General features: G+C 69.1%; 12 protein-coding genes. 6 read left to right on the forward strand and 6 right to left on the reverse strand.

Annotated features, from left to right (window positions below; translation table 11 throughout):
* Positions 1-85 precede the first annotated feature (85 nt).
* Complete coding sequence (locus tag C8D81_RS15260; RefSeq protein ID WP_094406931.1) at positions 86-1,294, reverse strand: NAD(P)/FAD-dependent oxidoreductase; 1,209 nt, start codon at positions 1,292-1,294, stop codon at positions 86-88.
* A 61-nt stretch (positions 1,295-1,355) separates the two neighbouring features.
* On the opposite strand from C8D81_RS15260, the gene C8D81_RS15265 reads away from it, so the two are divergent.
* On the forward strand, positions 1,356-1,763 hold the full coding sequence (locus tag C8D81_RS15265; RefSeq protein WP_094355865.1) for a globin: 408 nt from the start codon (positions 1,356-1,358) through the stop codon (positions 1,761-1,763).
* A gap of 73 nt (positions 1,764-1,836) precedes the next feature.
* Here C8D81_RS15265 and C8D81_RS15270 read toward each other — a convergent pair whose 3' ends face one another.
* A complete protein-coding gene (locus tag C8D81_RS15270) occupies positions 1,837-3,510 on the reverse strand; it encodes an FAD-binding dehydrogenase (RefSeq protein WP_094406929.1) in 1,674 nt (557 codons plus the stop codon).
* Positions 3,511-3,712: 202 nt separating this feature from the next.
* Between C8D81_RS15270 and C8D81_RS15275 the strand changes: the two genes are divergently transcribed.
* Positions 3,713-4,633, forward strand: coding sequence for an aminoglycoside phosphotransferase family protein (locus C8D81_RS15275; RefSeq protein WP_133626371.1), 921 nt, complete (start codon positions 3,713-3,715; stop codon positions 4,631-4,633).
* A gap of 61 nt (positions 4,634-4,694) precedes the next feature.
* Complete coding sequence (locus tag C8D81_RS15280; protein ID WP_094458996.1) at positions 4,695-6,416, forward strand: glycoside hydrolase family 13 protein; 1,722 nt, start codon at positions 4,695-4,697, stop codon at positions 6,414-6,416.
* A 193-nt stretch (positions 6,417-6,609) separates the two neighbouring features.
* On the opposite strand, the gene C8D81_RS15285 is transcribed toward C8D81_RS15280, so the two are convergent.
* Both C8D81_RS15285 and C8D81_RS15290 read right to left on the reverse strand, forming a co-directional pair.
* A complete protein-coding gene (locus C8D81_RS15285; protein WP_094428763.1) occupies positions 6,610-7,494 on the reverse strand; it encodes an acyl-CoA thioesterase in 885 nt (294 codons plus the stop codon).
* Between the two features lie 2 nt (positions 7,495-7,496).
* Complete coding sequence (locus C8D81_RS15290) at positions 7,497-9,362, reverse strand: AMP-dependent synthetase/ligase (RefSeq protein WP_094355860.1); 1,866 nt, start codon at positions 9,360-9,362, stop codon at positions 7,497-7,499.
* Positions 9,363-9,586: 224 nt separating this feature from the next.
* Between C8D81_RS15290 and C8D81_RS15295 the strand changes: the two genes are divergently transcribed.
* Positions 9,587-10,042, forward strand: a complete 456-nt coding sequence (locus tag C8D81_RS15295) for a MarR family winged helix-turn-helix transcriptional regulator (protein WP_094355859.1) — start codon at positions 9,587-9,589, stop codon at positions 10,040-10,042.
* A gap of 305 nt (positions 10,043-10,347) precedes the next feature.
* Here C8D81_RS15295 and C8D81_RS15300 read toward each other — a convergent pair whose 3' ends face one another.
* Positions 10,348-11,031, reverse strand: a complete 684-nt coding sequence (locus tag C8D81_RS15300; protein WP_166646835.1) for an alpha/beta fold hydrolase — start codon at positions 11,029-11,031, stop codon at positions 10,348-10,350.
* A gap of 59 nt (positions 11,032-11,090) precedes the next feature.
* On the opposite strand from C8D81_RS15300, the gene C8D81_RS21025 reads away from it, so the two are divergent.
* Both C8D81_RS21025 and C8D81_RS15310 read left to right on the forward strand, forming a co-directional pair.
* Positions 11,091-12,236 carry a hypothetical protein gene (locus tag C8D81_RS21025; RefSeq protein WP_166646836.1) on the forward strand — a complete coding sequence of 382 codons (1,146 nt, stop codon included), beginning with the start codon at positions 11,091-11,093 and terminating at the stop codon, positions 12,234-12,236.
* A gap of 48 nt (positions 12,237-12,284) precedes the next feature.
* Positions 12,285-15,095 (forward strand): FAD-binding and (Fe-S)-binding domain-containing protein, encoded by a 2,811-nt coding sequence (locus tag C8D81_RS15310; RefSeq protein WP_133626373.1) that lies wholly within the window; start codon positions 12,285-12,287, stop codon positions 15,093-15,095.
* On the opposite strand, the gene C8D81_RS15315 is transcribed toward C8D81_RS15310, so the two are convergent.
* Entirely contained in the window at positions 15,072-15,578 is a 507-nt protein-coding gene (locus tag C8D81_RS15315; RefSeq protein ID WP_133626374.1) for a hypothetical protein, read from the reverse strand. The genes C8D81_RS15310 and C8D81_RS15315 overlap by 24 nt on opposite strands.
* Positions 15,579-15,582 lie beyond the last annotated feature (4 nt).

Genomic DNA, 15,582 nt, shown 5'->3' on the forward strand with positions numbered 1-15,582 from the left:
CCCCCGCCCACGTTCATCGAGTAGCCGACCATGCGGAGCGCAGCGGAGCAATGGTCGGCTACTCGATGAACGTGGAGTAGGTGGGTCAGCCGAGGGGGATGCGGCCCTTCAGGGAGTCGGGGTCGCTGACGGGGTCGTCGGCGGTCTGCTCGATCACCTCGAGGGCCTTGGGCACGCTGTCCCAGACGTTCCAGAGCAGCACCCCGCGTACCGAACCGCCGTCGAGGTAGTAGACGACACCGGTGTCCAGGCTCTCGTCCTTCCAGTCCTCGACCATCGTGTGCTTCGTCGAGGTCTCGCCGACGGCCTCGTAACCGTAGTCGAACAGATCCGACCAGAAGAACGGCGTGTTCTGGTAGGCCTCGTCCTTCCCGGCCATGTTCTGCCCGGCGGTCTCGCCCATCTTCTCGGCATTGTCGACGTGCTCGACCCGGCGCCGGCCGAGCAGTTTGTCCGGATAGTTGGCGACGTCACCGGCGGCGTAGACGTCGGGGGCGCTGGTCCGCAGCTCGGCGTCCACCACGATCCCGTTGTCCACCTTCAGCCCGGCCTGCTCGGCGAGCTGGACGCGCGGTTTCACCCCGATCCCGATCACCGCGGCGTCGGCCTCGAGGGTCTGCCCGTCCTTGAGTTCCAGGCGTACGCCGTCAGCGGTCGCCGTACCGCCGGCGAGCAGGCCGTCGACGATCTGCACACCGTGATCGATGAAGGCCTTGGTGACCACCGTGGCCAGATCCGGCGGGAACATCGACGCCTGCACGATGCCGCCCCCGACGACCATCGTCACCTTGACCTCGTTCTGGGCCAGCGCGGAGGCCATCTCGGAGCCGATGTAGCCACCGCCGACGACCACGATGTGGCTGCCCGGCTTGGCCAGCTCCCGCAGCTCGCGGTAGTCGGCGACGGTGCGGTAGTAGACGACCCGCGGGCCGGCCGACAGCGAGGTGGTGATCGGCTGGGAACCGCTGGCGATCAGCAACTTGTCGTAACCGACCTGGGAACCATCGGAGAGGGTCACCTGGTGCTGATCCGGTTCGATCCGCTCGACATCGACACCGGTACGCAGGTCGACGCCCTTGGTGTCGCCGAGGAGTTCGGAGTTGTCCAGGCTGGCGTCCTTGTCCAGCCAGAGGGTCTTCGACAGGTCAGGACGATAGACCGGCGGATCGCCTTCCGCACCAAGGATTCCGATGCTGCCGTCCGAATCGACCGCGCGGATGCCCTGCGCGGCGTTGGCGGCGGCCACTCCGGCCCCGATGATCAGGTACTCGTACTTGTTGCTCTGGTCGTTCATTGACTGACCCTCCTGTTCCCTGCCAAGGCTAACCACGCGGCACACGACGTAGGATGCGGGGGTGAGTGCCGAGCAACCGAACGCCCCGACGACCTTCTACGACGCGGTGGGTGGCCACGACACCTTCGTGAAGCTGGTCCGCGGTTTCTATGCCCGGGTCGCCGAGGACGCCGAGTTCAAGGCGATCTATCCCGAGGAGGATCTCGGTCCGGCCGAGGAGCGGCTGCGGATGTTCTTCGAGCAGTACTGGGGCGGTCCGACGACCTATTCCGAGCAGCGTGGACACCCGCGGCTGCGGATGCGGCACTTCCCGTTCCGGATCACCAGCGCCGAGCGCGACACCTGGCTGAAACACATGCGCGGCGCCCTCGACGATGTCGCGCTGACCCCGGAACAGGACGCGATCTTCTGGACCTATCTGGTCCGCGCCGCGGACTCGATGCGGAACACCCCCGAGCCGCTGGGCTGAGGGAGACTGTTCGGGAGGTTCATCTCGACACGTTGAACGTCTGGTGGCTTCGTCTCGCTCGTTCCTCACTCGCTCAGCCAAGGTCGGTGAGGCCGAGGGCACGACCGGCGGCCCGGCCGGAGAAGATGCAGCCACCGAGGAAGGTGCCCTCCAGGGCATTGTGGCCGTGCACTCCCCCGCCGCCGAATCCGGCGACCTCGCCGGCGGCGTACAGGCCTGGGATCGGTTGCCCCTCGGCATCGAGCACCCGGGAGTCGAGATCGGTCTGCAGCCCGCCCAGTGTCTTGCGGGACAGGATGTTCAGGCGTACGCCGATCAGCGGACCGTGCGCGGGGTCGAGGATCCGGTGCGGTTTCGCGACCCGGATCAGCTTGTCGGTCCGCGAGCGACGGGCGTTGTGGATGGCCATCACCTGGACGTCCTTGGTGAAGGAGTTGTCGAGCTCGCGGTCCCTGGCGGCGATCTGAGACTCGATCGTGGCGAGCTCCAGGTCCGGGCCCCGGCTGATCGCGTTCATCCCCCGGACCAGTTCGGGCAGGGTGTCGGCGACCACGAAGTCGTCACCGTGCTCCATGAAGGCGGCCACCGGTGCCGGTGCTCCGCCGCCCAGCCGGGTGCGGATCAGGTAGCCGAGGTCGCGGCCGGTGAGGTCGGGGTTCTGCTCCGATCCGGAGAGCGCGAACTCCTTCTCGATGATCGACTGGGTGAGGATGAACCAGGAGTAGTCGTGCCCGGTGGCCAGGATCTGGGTCATCGCGCCGATCGAGTCCGCACCCGGCACCCCGGACATGCCACGCAGTCGCCGGCCGGTGGCGTCGAACCACATCGAGGACGGCCCCGGCAGGATCCGGATCGCGTGGTTCGGCCAGACCGGGTCCCAGTTGTGGACGCCCTCGGTGTAGGCCCACATCCGGTCCCGGTTGACCACCCGGCCGCCGGCGGCCTCGGTGATCGCGAGCATCCGGCCGTCGACATGCGCGGGTACGCCGGAGATCAGGTGGGACGGGAACGGGCCGACGCGTTCGGCGGGCCAGCTACGCCGCATCAGCTCGTGGTTGTGCCCGATGCCACCGGAGGTGACGATCACCGCGGGCGCCCGGATCTCGAATTCTCCTGCCACAGCACGGTTCGAGGCGACACCCCGGGCGGCGTCGTCCGCGGCCAGTACGCCACCGCGGACCCCGACGACCGCCCCGTCCTCGACGATCAGCTGGTCCGCCCGGTGCCGGAAGCCGAATCGCACCAGCCCGGTGCGCTCGGCCGCCAGCACCGGTTTGGCGAAGAGTTCGACGACACCGGGTCCGGTCCCCCAGGTGAGGTGGAAGCGCGGTACCGAGTTGCCGTGACCGCTTGCCGAACCGTCGCCGCGCTCGGCCCAGCCGACGAACGGCACCGCCCGCCAACCCAACCGGTGCAGGTAATCCCGCTTCCCGTGCGCGGCCCACTCCACATAGGCCCGCGCCCATTCGTATCCCCAGGCATCCTCGTCGGCCAACCGGTCGAACTGCGCCGACCCGAGCCAGTCCTGCAGTGCGAGCTCGGGCGAATCCCGGATTCCCATCCGCCGCTGCTCGGGGCTGTCGACCAGGAAGATCCCACCCAGCGACCAGTACGCCTGCCCGCCCAGGTTGTTGCGGTTCTCCTGGTCCAGCAACAGGACCCGCTTGCCGGCCAGGACCAGCTCATAGGTCGCCACCAGCCCCGCGATCCCGGCACCGACGACGATCGCATCCGCCTCGAACTCCATTGGGCGAGTCTGCCATCCGCTCATCGAGTCCCCACGCTCATCGAGTAGGTCGCGCAGCGACCGTGCCGAGATGAGCCCTGATCGGGGAGTTCATCTCGACACGTGGAACGGACGAAAAGGCTGCGCTGCGCCGGGCCACTACTCGATGAACCTGGGGAAAATCGGTCGACGGGTTCGCATCGGAGCGGTTGGATCGGGACCCATGACGCTGTTCCCCGATGAGGTCGCCCTCGACGCCGAGGACGCCCGTCGGCTGGTGGCCTCGCAGGCTCCGCAGTGGGCCGGCCTCCCGCTGACCGTGGCCGGTGCCGGTACCGACAACCAGATGTATCGGCTGGGCGGCGAGCTGCTGGTCCGGCTCCCCCGCCGCCCCGGTACCGCCAGCGACGTGGCCAAGGAACAGACCTGGCTGCCCAGGCTCGCACCGCACCTGCCGCTGGAGATCCCCACTCCGGTCTTCCGCGGCCGGCCGGACGAGCGCTACCCGCATCCCTGGTCGATCTACCGCTGGATCGACGGTTCGGTACCGACCGCGGACAACGTCACCGACTGGGCCGACTTCGGCGACCGGCTCGCCGACTTCGTCGAGCAGCTCCATGCCCTGGACACCATGGGGGCCACCCGCACCGGGTCGCTGGCCTGGTACCGCGGTAAGCGGCTGCACGACTTCGCCGACCAGGGCTGGGGTGCCATCGATCGGCTCCGAGCGGCGGCGGACGGCGGCGTACTCCACGACACCGAACTCGACTGGGACGCCGTCGCCGCCCTCTGGCGGACCGCGCTGGCGGTCGACGACCCGATCCTGCCCGACGGGTGGCTGCACGGTGATCTGCGCGCGGCGAACCTGCTGGTACGCGAGGGCCGGTTGGTCGCGGCGATCGACTTCGGCGTCCTCGGGCTGGGCAATCCGACCGCCGAACACGCGGCGATCTGGGAATATCCCGGGACCGCCCGGGCGGCGTACCGGAACCGGCTCGACCTCGACGACGCGACCTGGCAGCGGGCGCGTGGGTGGAAGCTGTTCGTGGCCGTCCAGGCAGTCGACCACTACTGGGAGCGCTGGCCCGCGTTCGCCCGGGACAACCTGGTGACGGTCCACAGACTGCTCCACGAAACGGACTGACAGATTGGTAAGTGGTCGGGCATGATGGTGCGGTCCGCTGACGCCCAGCTTGAGGAAGACCATGACCCAGCAGACCGCGACCCCGGACCAGAGCGCCGCCGACTGGTGGCGCAGTGCGGTGGTCTACCAGATCTACCCGCGCTCCTTCGCCGACGCGAACGGCGACGGCACCGGTGACCTGCGCGGCATCATCGACCGGCTCGACCACCTGGTCGAGCTCGGCATCGACGCACTCTGGATCTCGCCGTGGTATCCCTCCCCGCTCGCCGACGGTGGCTACGACGTCGCCGACTACCGCGACATCCACCCCGACTTCGGCGATCTCGCCGACGCCGATGAGCTGATCACCAAGGCCCACCAGCACGGGCTGCGGGTGCTGATCGACCTGGTGCCGAACCACTGTTCCGATGAGCATCCCTGGTTCGCCGAGGCGCTGGCCGCCGAACCCGGTTCGCCCGAGCGGGAGCTGTTCTGGTTCCGCGACGGCCGCGGTGATGCCGGTTCCGAGCCGCCGACCAACTGGGAGGCGTTGTTCGGCGGCTCCACCTGGCAGCGAGTGCTGGACTCCGACAACCATCCCGGGCAGTTCTATCTGCACCTGTTCGATGTGAAGCAACCGGACTGGAACTGGGACAACCCCAAGGTCGCCGACGAATTCGACGACATCCTGCGGTTCTGGTTCGACCGCGGTGTGGACGGATTCCGGATCGATGTCGCCGACTCGATGGCCAAGGACGGCAGCCTGCCGGATCTGCCGCTGAACAAGCACACCGGATTCGGGATCAGCAAGGACAAGTTCCCCGGTGCGCCGCTGTGGGACGTGCACCCGCAGCTCGAGCAGATCCACCGCCGCTGGCGCGGGGTCGCCGACGAGTACGCCGACAGCGAGCAGGGGGCGCGGGTGTTCGTCTCCGAGGCCTATCTGGAACCGGTCGAGCGACTGGTCAGCTATGTCGAACCGGGCCGCCTGCACAGCACCTTCAACTTCGACCACCTGCTCTCGGAGTGGTCCGCCGAGTCGCTCCACAACGTGATCACCCGGTCGCTGCGCGCCCACCAGCAGGTCGGTGCACCGGCCACCTGGGTGCTCTCCAACCACGACACCCCGCGGGTCGCGACCCGCTACGGCAAGGCCGAGACCGGGTCCCGGTTCGAGCGGGACGGGGTCGCACCGGAGCACCGCGGCCGGGAGTGGCAGCACTACACCCAGTTCGAGACCGATCTGGCCCTCGGCCGGCGGCGGGCCCGCGCGGCCGCGCTGCTGGAGCTCGCGCTGCCGGGCGGTTGCTACGTCTACCAGGGGGACGAACTGGGTCTCGACGAGGTCGAGGATCTGCCCGCCGAGGTGTTGCAGGACCCGACCTGGGAGCGGTCCGGGCACACCGTCAAGGGCCGCGACGGCTGCCGGGTGCCGATCCCGTGGTCGGGATCGCAGTCCCCGTTCGGTTTCGGGCCGTCGGGTACGCCGTGGCTGCCGCAGCCGGCGCACTGGTCGAGCCTCAGCGTCGCCGCCCAGACCGACGATCCGGGCAGCCACCTGAACCTCTACCGGACCGCACTCGCCGAGCGGCGCCGCAATCCCGCCCTCGGTGACGGTGATCTGACCTGGCGCGAGGGTGAGCACGCCGACCTGTTGGTCTTCGACCGGGAGCCCGGATTCCGTTGCATGGTGAACTTCGGGGCGCCCGTGGCCCTGCCCGAGGGTGCCGAGGTGCTGGTGCACAGTGGTGAGGCCGCCAGCGGCAAGCTCGGTACCGATGAGGCGGTCTGGCTGAAGGTCTGAGTAGGTCGCGCAGCGACCGTGTCGAGATGAGCCCCGCCTGGGGGGTTCATCTCGACACGCAACCCATTGCTCCGCTTCGCTCCGCATGGGTTGCTACTCGATGAACGGGTGGGGAGGCTCCGCTCCGCATGGGTTGCTACTCGATGAACGGGTGGGGAGGCTCCGCTCCGCATGGGTTGCTACTCGATGAACGTCAAGCGGGGTCGAGGAGATGGGGTTCCAGGGCCTTGCGGGCGGTGTCGCTGAGCGGGGCGGGGCGACCCTTGGCATCGGCGTGCACCAGCACGGTCCGGGCGTTGGCGAAGACCATGCCGGTCTCCTCATCCATCATCCGCACCTGCATGGTGATGGAGCTCCCACCGATCCGCTCGACGACGGTGAGCGCCGAATAGGGTTCGGTGCGGAACTTCAACTGGCCGAGATAGTCGACGTCCTGACGGACCAGCAGCCACAGGGAGTCCGAGGAGCTGTCGCTGACCTCGAGACCGTCACCGAGACGACGCATCATCTCGATCCGGGCCTCCTGGGCGTAGTCGTAGTAGCGGACGTTGTTGACGTGCCCGTACCGGTCGACATCGGACCAGCGCACCTTCAGCGGCGTACGGAATGCCTTGTCCGCAACGAATTCCGGCACTGCGGGCAGTTCACGCAGCGGTTCGCCCGACTCCACCGCATCGACGAACGCGGCCCTGGCGACCGGGTCGAAGCGCCGGATCTGCTGGGCGTTCCGGTCGAAGTTGCAGAGCACCGTCCGCGCCCGGACCGCCACCTCGTCATCGGCGGTCACCTCGTAGGCGATCACGAACCGCGCCGCGCCCACCGACTCGACCCACAGGCGTACCCGGACGGCCTGTCCGTGCACCACCGGACGCAGGTATTCCACCCGATGGCCGACCACCAGGATCGCGTTCCCGGCATGATCGGGATCGTCCTCATCACCGAGGAGATGGCCGAAGGACGCGGAGTGCAGGAAGTCGACGCGGGCGTCCTGCAGGAAGTCCACGTAGACCGCATTGTTCAGGTGTGCCTGGGCGTCCATGTCTCCCCACCGGGTGGGGATGTCGACGACATGGGGCAAAGTCAGTCCTCCTTGTCATACATGGAGTCGAACCAGTCGGCGTACTTGTTCTCCACCGCACCGCGGCGGATCTTCAGGCTCGGGGTCACCGCACCCTCGTCGACCGTCAGTTCCTGGTCGAGGATCCGGAACCGCTTCACAGTCTCCCAGCGTTCCAGCCGGGCGTTGCCCTGGTCCACATAACCCGAGATCATCTTCTCGACCTCGGGGCTGCGGACCAGTTCGGCGTACCCCATGCCCTTGAGCCGGCTGTCGTCCTGGCTCTGCGCCCAACCCTCCAGCGCCTCGGGATCCAAGGAGATGAGCGCGGAGATGTACTTGCGGTTCTCCCCGTGCACGATCACCTGCGAGATGTAGGGACAGTTCGCGACGAGTGCGCCCTCGACCTTCTGCGGTGCCACATACTTTCCGCCGGAGGTCTTGATCAGGTCCTTCTTCCGGTCGGTGATCTTCAGTCGGTCGCCCTCGTCGATCTCACCGATGTCACCGGTACGCAACCAGCCGTCGGGGGTGAGCGTCTCGGCGGTCTGCTCGGGCAGATTGTGGTAACCGCGCATCACCGCCGGGCCCGCGATCAGCACCTCGCCGTCCTCGGCGATCTTCAGCCTGGTCCCGGGGATCGGGGTGCCGACGGTACCGAGCTTCGGCAGCCGCGGGTCGTTGACGCAGGTGACGGCCGAGGACTCGGTCATCCCGTAACCCTCGACGATCAGGATGCCGGCGGCGTAGAACCACTGCTGCACCTGGGAGTTCAGCTTCGCCGACCCCGAGATCATGAAGCGCAGGTTGCCACCCAGCCGTTCCTTGAGCTTGCTGAACACCAGCTTGTCGGCCAGCGCGTACTGGGTCGCCAGCCCCCGCGGCAGCGGGCGGTTCTCCAGCCGGTAGGGAATGGTCTTCTTGCCGACCTGGAAGGCCCACCGGGCGATCTTCGCCTTCAGACCGGTGGCGGTGCCCATCATCACCTTGGCGCGCACCTTCTCGAAGATCCGCGGCGCACCGCACATGAAGGTCGGCTTGATCGTGCCGAGTCCGTCGACGATCTTGTCGATCCGCCCGTCCACGGCGGTCTGGAAACCGATCTGCACCTGGATCGCGATCAGCGCCTTGCCGAAGACGTGCGACAGCGGCAGCCACAGGTACTGCAGGTCGTCGTAGGTGGCCAGGTCGAACAGCTGCACCGAGCGGCCCAGATAGCACCAGGCGTCGTGGGTCAGGCGGACGCCCTTGGGCCGGCCGGTGGTGCCGGAGGTGTAGATCAGGGTGGACAGGGTGTCCGGGCCGGTGCCCGCGATGGCGCGCTCGACGGCATCCGGATTCTGATTCCGGTACGCCTGACCGAGCTCGCGGAACTCCTGCCAGCTGTGCACCTTGTCATCGCTGGAGTCGCCGTCGATCAGCACCACCGCGAGCAGGTTGGTGTAGACGTCCTGGTTCTGGGCGAGCTTCTCCAGCTGCTCGGTGTCCTCGACGATCGCGACCCGCGAGCCGGAGTCACCCATGATGTAGCTGACGTCATCGTGCTTGGTGGTCGGATAGACCGTCGTGGTGGCGCCGCCGGCGCACATCACCGCCAGGTCGGCCAGGATCCACTCGACCCGGGTGGTGGAGGCCAGCGCGACCCGACCCTCGGGTTCGAGACCGACGGCCAGCAGACCGGCCGCCAGGTCGTAGATGATCTCCCCGGCCTGCTGCCAGGTCAGCGGCTGCCAGTTCTCCTGGGCATCCGGGTAGAGGAAGGCCGTGCGCTGCGGGTCGCTGGCGATGCGCCGACGCAACATCTCGCCCATCGACGGGGCCCGGTCGTCCAGTTGGGCCTGGACCTCCGGACTGATCTCGGCGGTGGTCTGTTCGCGGGTGTTGCTCATGGTCCCTCCAGTCGAGTTGGCCGGAGGGCACCCCCGGCCTCCGTGGCCGTTGATCCTACTGGTCGGCCGTGGCGCACGGTCGATCGTCGGTCGGATTCCTTACAGTTCTCTTACGCGCGGTCATGTTACTGACAAGTAGGTCGCTTGCCCAGCCCGACCCAGCTCCGCCCGAGTAATCAAAACTTCGATTGTTGAGGATTGAATCCAATGGGTATCATCGGGGCATGACCGAGACCGTGACCGCCCCCTGGCTCAATGACCAGCAGCAGCAGATCTGGCGTACCTATCTGCTCGGGGTGGCCCGGATCACCGAACGCCTGGACGCGGATCTGCGCCGGTTCGGGATCGACATCGGCGAGTACGAGATCCTGGTCTCGCTCGAGGAGGCCCCCAACCGCCAGCTGCGGATGAGCGAACTGGCGAGCCTGGTGCACCAGTCCCGCTCCCGGCTCACCCACACCATCGCGCGGATGGAGAAGGCCGGCCTGGTGCTCCGCGAGGCCTGCCCCGACGATCGCCGCGGCGTCCTGGCGCGGCTCACCGACGCCGGGTACGCGCTGTTGGAGCGGGCCGCGCCCAACCATGTCACCGAGGTCCGCCGGGCCTTCGTCGATGTCGTCGCCCCCGAGGACTTCGAGGCCCTCGGCCGCGCCTTCCGCGCCGTTCTCGACGCCGACTGAACCCCCGGTACGTTCATCGCCCCGTACGTTCATCGCGTAGGTCGCGCAGCGACCGCCGGTACGTTCATCGCGTAGGTCGCGCAGCGACCGCCGGTACGTTCATCGAGTAGGTCGCGCAGCGACCGTGTCGAGATGAACCCCTTCGCATCCCATCTCGATGCTCGGCGAGAGCGTACGCCGGCGCTCATCTCGACACGCAACCCATTGCTCCGCTTCGCTCCGCATGGGTTGCTACTCGATGAGCGTGAGAGAGGCTCCGCATGGGTTGCTACTCGATGAGCGTGGGAGACGCTCCGCATGGGTTGCTACTCGATGAGCGTGGGCTCGCGGAGCACGTCGGTGAGCAGCCAGTGACGGATCTGGGCGCCGACCTCGTCGGGGCGCAGGTTCGGCCAGGCGTGCGAGCGGCCCCGGGCGGTGACCACCCGGCTGTTCGGGGTGGCTCGGGCGAACTGGCGCGCGCCGAGGTGCAGCTGATCCAGCGCACCGCCCAGGATCAGCACCGGGCAGTCGAGCTCGGCCAGCTGGTGCGATCCGCAGGTCGAGATGACCTGACCCCAGACCGGTGCCAGCGGATTGTGCGGGAGCCGGCGTACCCGATTCCAACGGGCGCCGAACGCGTCGTACAACCGCCCGGCGGCCTGGTAGGCGACCGCCCCGGCACCCCGCGGCTCCACCGCACAACCCATCAGCAGCAGCCCGGCCGGGCGCTCCGGCCGGCGGGCCGCACAGGTGAGCGCGGTGAACCCGCCGAGCGAATGCCCACCGAGCAGCACCGGCCGCGCGCCCGCCGCGTCGATGATCTCCTCCATCACCGCCACCGACTCGGGCAGCGAATAGGGCTCGGCCGACCGGGTGGCGTGCCCGGGCAGATCCGGGGCCACGACATCGACCAGATCCGCCACCGCCGCACCGACGCGCTCCATGTGCGCACCGGTCGCCAGACTGCCGTGCGCGAGCACCAGCAGCGGCTTGTCAGCAGAACTCATGGCCTCCAGCCTGACACACGGTGCAGAATTGCCGAGGCTGAACCGGAAAGGTGGCACTCGTGACCGAGGAGATCGAGCAGCGTGAGACTGCGGCATCCGTACCGCCGTCCGGTACCGGTTCGACGGCGATCGATCCGGCACCGGCGGACACCGCGCCGCTGGACCGGGTCGCCCCCTCGCCGCTGGTCGAGTCGCGCGCGCTGTGGGCCGGCGGTGGTTCCGGGGTGCTCGGGTTGCTGGTCGGCCTGATCGCGTTCTGGAACAAGGACGTGCCGATGTTCGACCGGGATCTGTCCATCGGTGTCGTCGCCATCCTCTGCTGCCTGGTGGCGACCGCGGCCTCCTACGGCTGGTCGCTGCATGCGCTCTGGCGGAGCCGCGGCCGGACGCCGGCGCGCGGGGCCGGTTCGGTGTTCCGACGGGTGCTGGCCGCGATCGGTCTGCTGCTCACCCATCTGGCGATCACCCTGTTCGCGACGTTGGGAGTGTTCACCCTGCTGGCCATGTCCTTCCGCGGGTTGACGCTGCCGTTGCCGCATTCGGCGGCGCTGGTCGGGGTCGCGGCGATGCTGGCCGGGTACGCGAGCAGCCTGTCGGGTGCCGACGGCAGCACCATGCACCTGGCGACCCTGCTGACCATGCTGATGGTGGGCGGGGTGTTCACCGCGATGCTGACCGCCCCCGATCCGGACTGGTGGATCCACCATTTCAGCTATCTGGGCGGCGGCGGCACCAGCGGGCTGACCTTCAACGGCACGCTGATCGTGGCCGGGTTGGTGCTGATCACCCTGGCCGACCGGCTCACCAACGACCTGAGCCGCGCGCCGGCGACGGCCGGCGGCCGGACCACCATCGTGCGGACCCTGTTGATCGTCGCCGGCGCCTGCTGCGCGCTGACCGGTTTCTTCCCCTACGACTGGTACGAACCGATCCACATGGCGTTCGCGTTCACCATGATGCTGTCGATCGCGGCGCTGATGGTGATCGCGCCGCGCGCCATCCCGGGGCTGCCGGCCTCCTTCCGGCTCGCCTCCCTGGCGCTGCTCGCGGTGCCGATCGTCTCGGTGCTGCTCTTCCTGTTCCACTCCTTCTCCTGGACCGGTGCGGAGCTGGTCATCGCGCTCGGCTGCTTCGCCTGGCTGGTGCTGTTCATCCGCACCACCAACGCGGTGATCAACGAGGAATCGGTCAGGGGCGCGTCCTGATACCGGTCGGGTGCGCGGACCCGGTGCCGGCCTTGGCAGGATGGGTCCATGGCACAGTCCTCCGCGGAGTTCGCACGAGTCGTCGATGAGCCCGGGTACGCCGGGGAGCTCGACACCTCGACCCTGGCCCGGGCGCTCTACTCCTCCGACGCCAGCCTCTACCGGGTGGTCCCGGAGGCGGTGGCGTACCCGCGGAGCACCGCGGACCTGCTCGCCCTGGTGGACCTGTCCCGCCGTTCCGGTACGCCGCTGACCACCCGCGGCGCCGGCACCAGTTGTGCGGGCAACGCCGTCGGCCCGGGCGTGGTGATGGACACCAGGCGACACCTCAACCGGGTGCTCTCGATCGACCCGGCCGCCCGCACCGCGACCGTCGAACCCGGCACCGTGCACGCGGTCCTGCAGCGGGAGGCCACCCGGCACGGGCTGCGCTTCGGACCCGACCCCTCGACCCACACCCGGTGCACCATCGGCGGCATGGTCGGCAACAACGCCTGCGGCCCGCGGGCGATGGGTTACGGCCGCACCGCCGACAACGTGGTGGCCGCGGATATCGTGTGTGGCAACGGAGAACGGCTCCGGGTGGTCTCCGGCGAACCGGCCCCGGACTCACCCACGCTGGCCGCGCTGCGCGAGCTGGTGGCCGACAATCTGGCCCTGATCCGCACCGAGTTCGGCCGCTTCGGCCGGCAGGTGTCGGGCTATTCGCTGGAGCATCTGCTGCCGGAGAACGGTTTCGACGTGGCCCGCTTCCTGGCCGGCACCGAGGGCACCCTGGCGGTACTCACCGAGATCACCGTACGCCTGGTCGCGGACGCCCCGCACAAGGCGCTGGTCGCGCTGGGCTATCCCACCATGGCCGACGCCGGGGACGACGCGGTGGTCCTGGGCCGGCACTCCCCGACCGCGGCCGAGGGATTGGACCGGCGGATCGTGAACGTGGTCGCCCGGGCCAAGGGACCGGGTGCGGTGCCCACGCTGCCCGAGGGCGACGGGTGGATGCTGGTCGAGCTCGTCGACGACGATCCGGACCGGTTGCTGACCCGGGCCGAGGCGTTGCTCGCCGACGCCCACGCGATCGACGGCTTCGTGGTCGCCGATCCGGCGCAGGCCCTTGCCCTGTGGAAGATCCGCGAGGACGGCGCCGGGCTGGCCGGGGTATCGCTGGAGCGCCCGGCCTACGGTGGCTGGGAGGATGCGGCGGTCCCGCCGGAGCGGCTCGGGGACTACCTGCGCGACTTCGATGCGCTGCTGCGCAAGCACCAGGTGCACGGCCTGCCCTACGGCCACTTCGGCGACGGCTGCGTGCACTGCCGGATCGACTTCCCGCTGGACCGCGAGGGTGGTGCGGACGCCTACCGCGCGTTCGTCACCGAGGCTGCCGAGCTGGTCGCCGGTTACGGCGGGTCGATGTCGGGTGAGCACGGTGACGGCCGGGCCCGCTCCGCACTGCTGCCGAAGATGTACTCCGCCCAGGCCCTGGCGCTGATGGGCAAGGTGAAGCAGATCTTCGACCCCGACAACGTGCTCAACCCCGGGGTGCTGGTGGATCCGCGGCCGCTGATCGCGGACCTGCGGGTCCCGCAGCTGCTCGGAACACCCTTGCTGCGCAGGGATCCCGAGCTGGTGGAGGCGGTGCACCAGTGCTCCGGTGTCGGCAAGTGCATCGCCGACACGACCGCCTCGGGCGGGGTGATGTGCCCCTCCTATCTGGCCACCGGCGAGGAGAAGGACTCCACCCGCGGCCGGGCCCGGGTGCTGCAGGAGCTGACCAACGGCTCCCTGGTGCACGGCTGGGACTCCCCCGCCGTGCACGACGCGCTCGATCTCTGCCTGTCCTGCAAGGGTTGCTATCGCGACTGCCCGACCGGCATCGACATGGCCAGCTACAAGTCGGTGGTCACCGACAAGGCCTACGCCGGCAAGCTGCGACCCCGGTCCCACTATGCGCTCGGCTGGTTGCCGCGCTGGGGCCGGTTGATCACCGCCAGCCGCCTGGCGCCGGTGGTCAACCTGGCCGGCCGGTTGCCCGGGATCTCCACGCTGCTGAAGAAATCGGCCGGTGTCGACACCCGCCGGGAGCTGCCGCAGTTCGCCTCCGGGTCGGCCCGGCGGCGCACCCCGCGGCCGGCGACCAGCGGCCGGCCGATCGCGGTCTGGGTGGACTCGTTCAGCGACTGCTTCGACGGGACCGGGCTGGAACCGCTGCTCGAGGTGTTGGTGGCGGCCGGCTGGGCCCCGCAGCTGGTCGAACGCAACGCCTGCTGCGGGCTGACCTGGATCAGTACCGGCCAGCGCGAGGGTGCGCGCCGGCAGTTGCGGGCCGCGTTGGAGGTGCTGCATCCGATCATCGCCGCCGGCACCCCGGTGATCGGGGTGGAACCGTCCTGCACCGCGGTGTGGCGCACCGACGCCCTGGAGCTGCTGCCCGACGACCCGCGGGTGCCGGAGGTGGCGGCCGGAATCCTCACCCTGGCCGAGGTGTTGACCCGCTCACCCGAGTGGCAGGCACCGGACCTCAGCGGCGTACGCCTGGTGGCGCAGCCGCACTGCCACCATGCCTCGGTGCTCGGCTGGCAGACCGACCAGGCGCTGCTGGCCCGCACCGGCGCCGAGGTCACCACGGTCGGCGGATGCTGTGGCCTGGCAGGAAACTTCGGCGTCGAGAAGGGGCACTACGAGGTGTCGGTGAAGGTCGCCGAACACGATCTGCTGCCAGCGGTGCGGGCCGCCGGTCCGGACGCGGTGGTGCTCGCCGACGGTTTCTCCTGCCGACTGCAGCTGGAGCAGCTGGAGGGCCGGCGGGCGATCACCCTGGCGGAGTTGCTGGCGGATTCAGCGCGGCCGGTGCTTGGCTGAATATCTGCGTGCGTAGTGCATGATCTGCGCTTCGTCGTGGCTGAGGAACTCCTCCGGATAGGCCGTCTCGACACCGTCCCCACCGAGCTGCAGCACCGGTACGCCCCGGACCAGGACCGAGTCGATGCGGACCCGGTCCCAGGGGATCCGGACCGGCCCCGCGGGCCGGTTGATCACCACCCCGTCGCGGCGCAGTCGCCAGGCGATCCCCTCGGGAGCGGCGGCCCGGGCGTACGCCGGGGTGAGCACCCCCGCCAGCAGCAGCACGCAGCACACCGCCAGCACCGGGCTCAACACCGCGATCGTCACCAACTGACGGGACCCCGCCAGCCGGTCGAGGTTCAACAGCGCCAGCGCGCCGCCGACGAGCGCGATGACACCGGCCAGCACCCCGGTCAACCGCTCGATGCGCCGGACCCGCCGCCGCATGGCGCCGTTGCGGTATTCGACGACCAGCTCCATCCAGGTCCTCCGTTCGGTCACCCGG

It is taken from the genome of Enemella evansiae (assembly GCF_004362375.1).
Lineage (GTDB): Bacteria > Actinomycetota > Actinomycetes > Propionibacteriales > Propionibacteriaceae > Enemella > Enemella evansiae.

Coding starts and splice junctions, on each gene's coding strand:
- C8D81_RS15260 (WP_094406931.1), bottom strand. CDS start 1,294: ATGAACGACCAGAGCAACAAGTACGAGTACCTGATCATCGGGGCCGGA.
- C8D81_RS15270 (WP_094406929.1), bottom strand. CDS start 3,510: ATGGAGTTCGAGGCGGATGCGATCGTCGTCGGTGCCGGGATCGCGGGG.
- C8D81_RS15275 (WP_133626371.1), top strand. CDS start 3,713: ATGACGCTGTTCCCCGATGAGGTCGCCCTCGACGCCGAGGACGCCCGT.
- C8D81_RS15280 (WP_094458996.1), top strand. CDS start 4,695: ATGACCCAGCAGACCGCGACCCCGGACCAGAGCGCCGCCGACTGGTGG.
- C8D81_RS15290 (WP_094355860.1), bottom strand. CDS start 9,362: ATGAGCAACACCCGCGAACAGACCACCGCCGAGATCAGTCCGGAGGTC.
- C8D81_RS15295 (WP_094355859.1), top strand. CDS start 9,587: ATGACCGAGACCGTGACCGCCCCCTGGCTCAATGACCAGCAGCAGCAG.
- C8D81_RS15300 (WP_166646835.1), bottom strand. CDS start 11,031: ATGAGTTCTGCTGACAAGCCGCTGCTGGTGCTCGCGCACGGCAGTCTG.
- C8D81_RS15310 (WP_133626373.1), top strand. CDS start 12,285: ATGGCACAGTCCTCCGCGGAGTTCGCACGAGTCGTCGATGAGCCCGGG.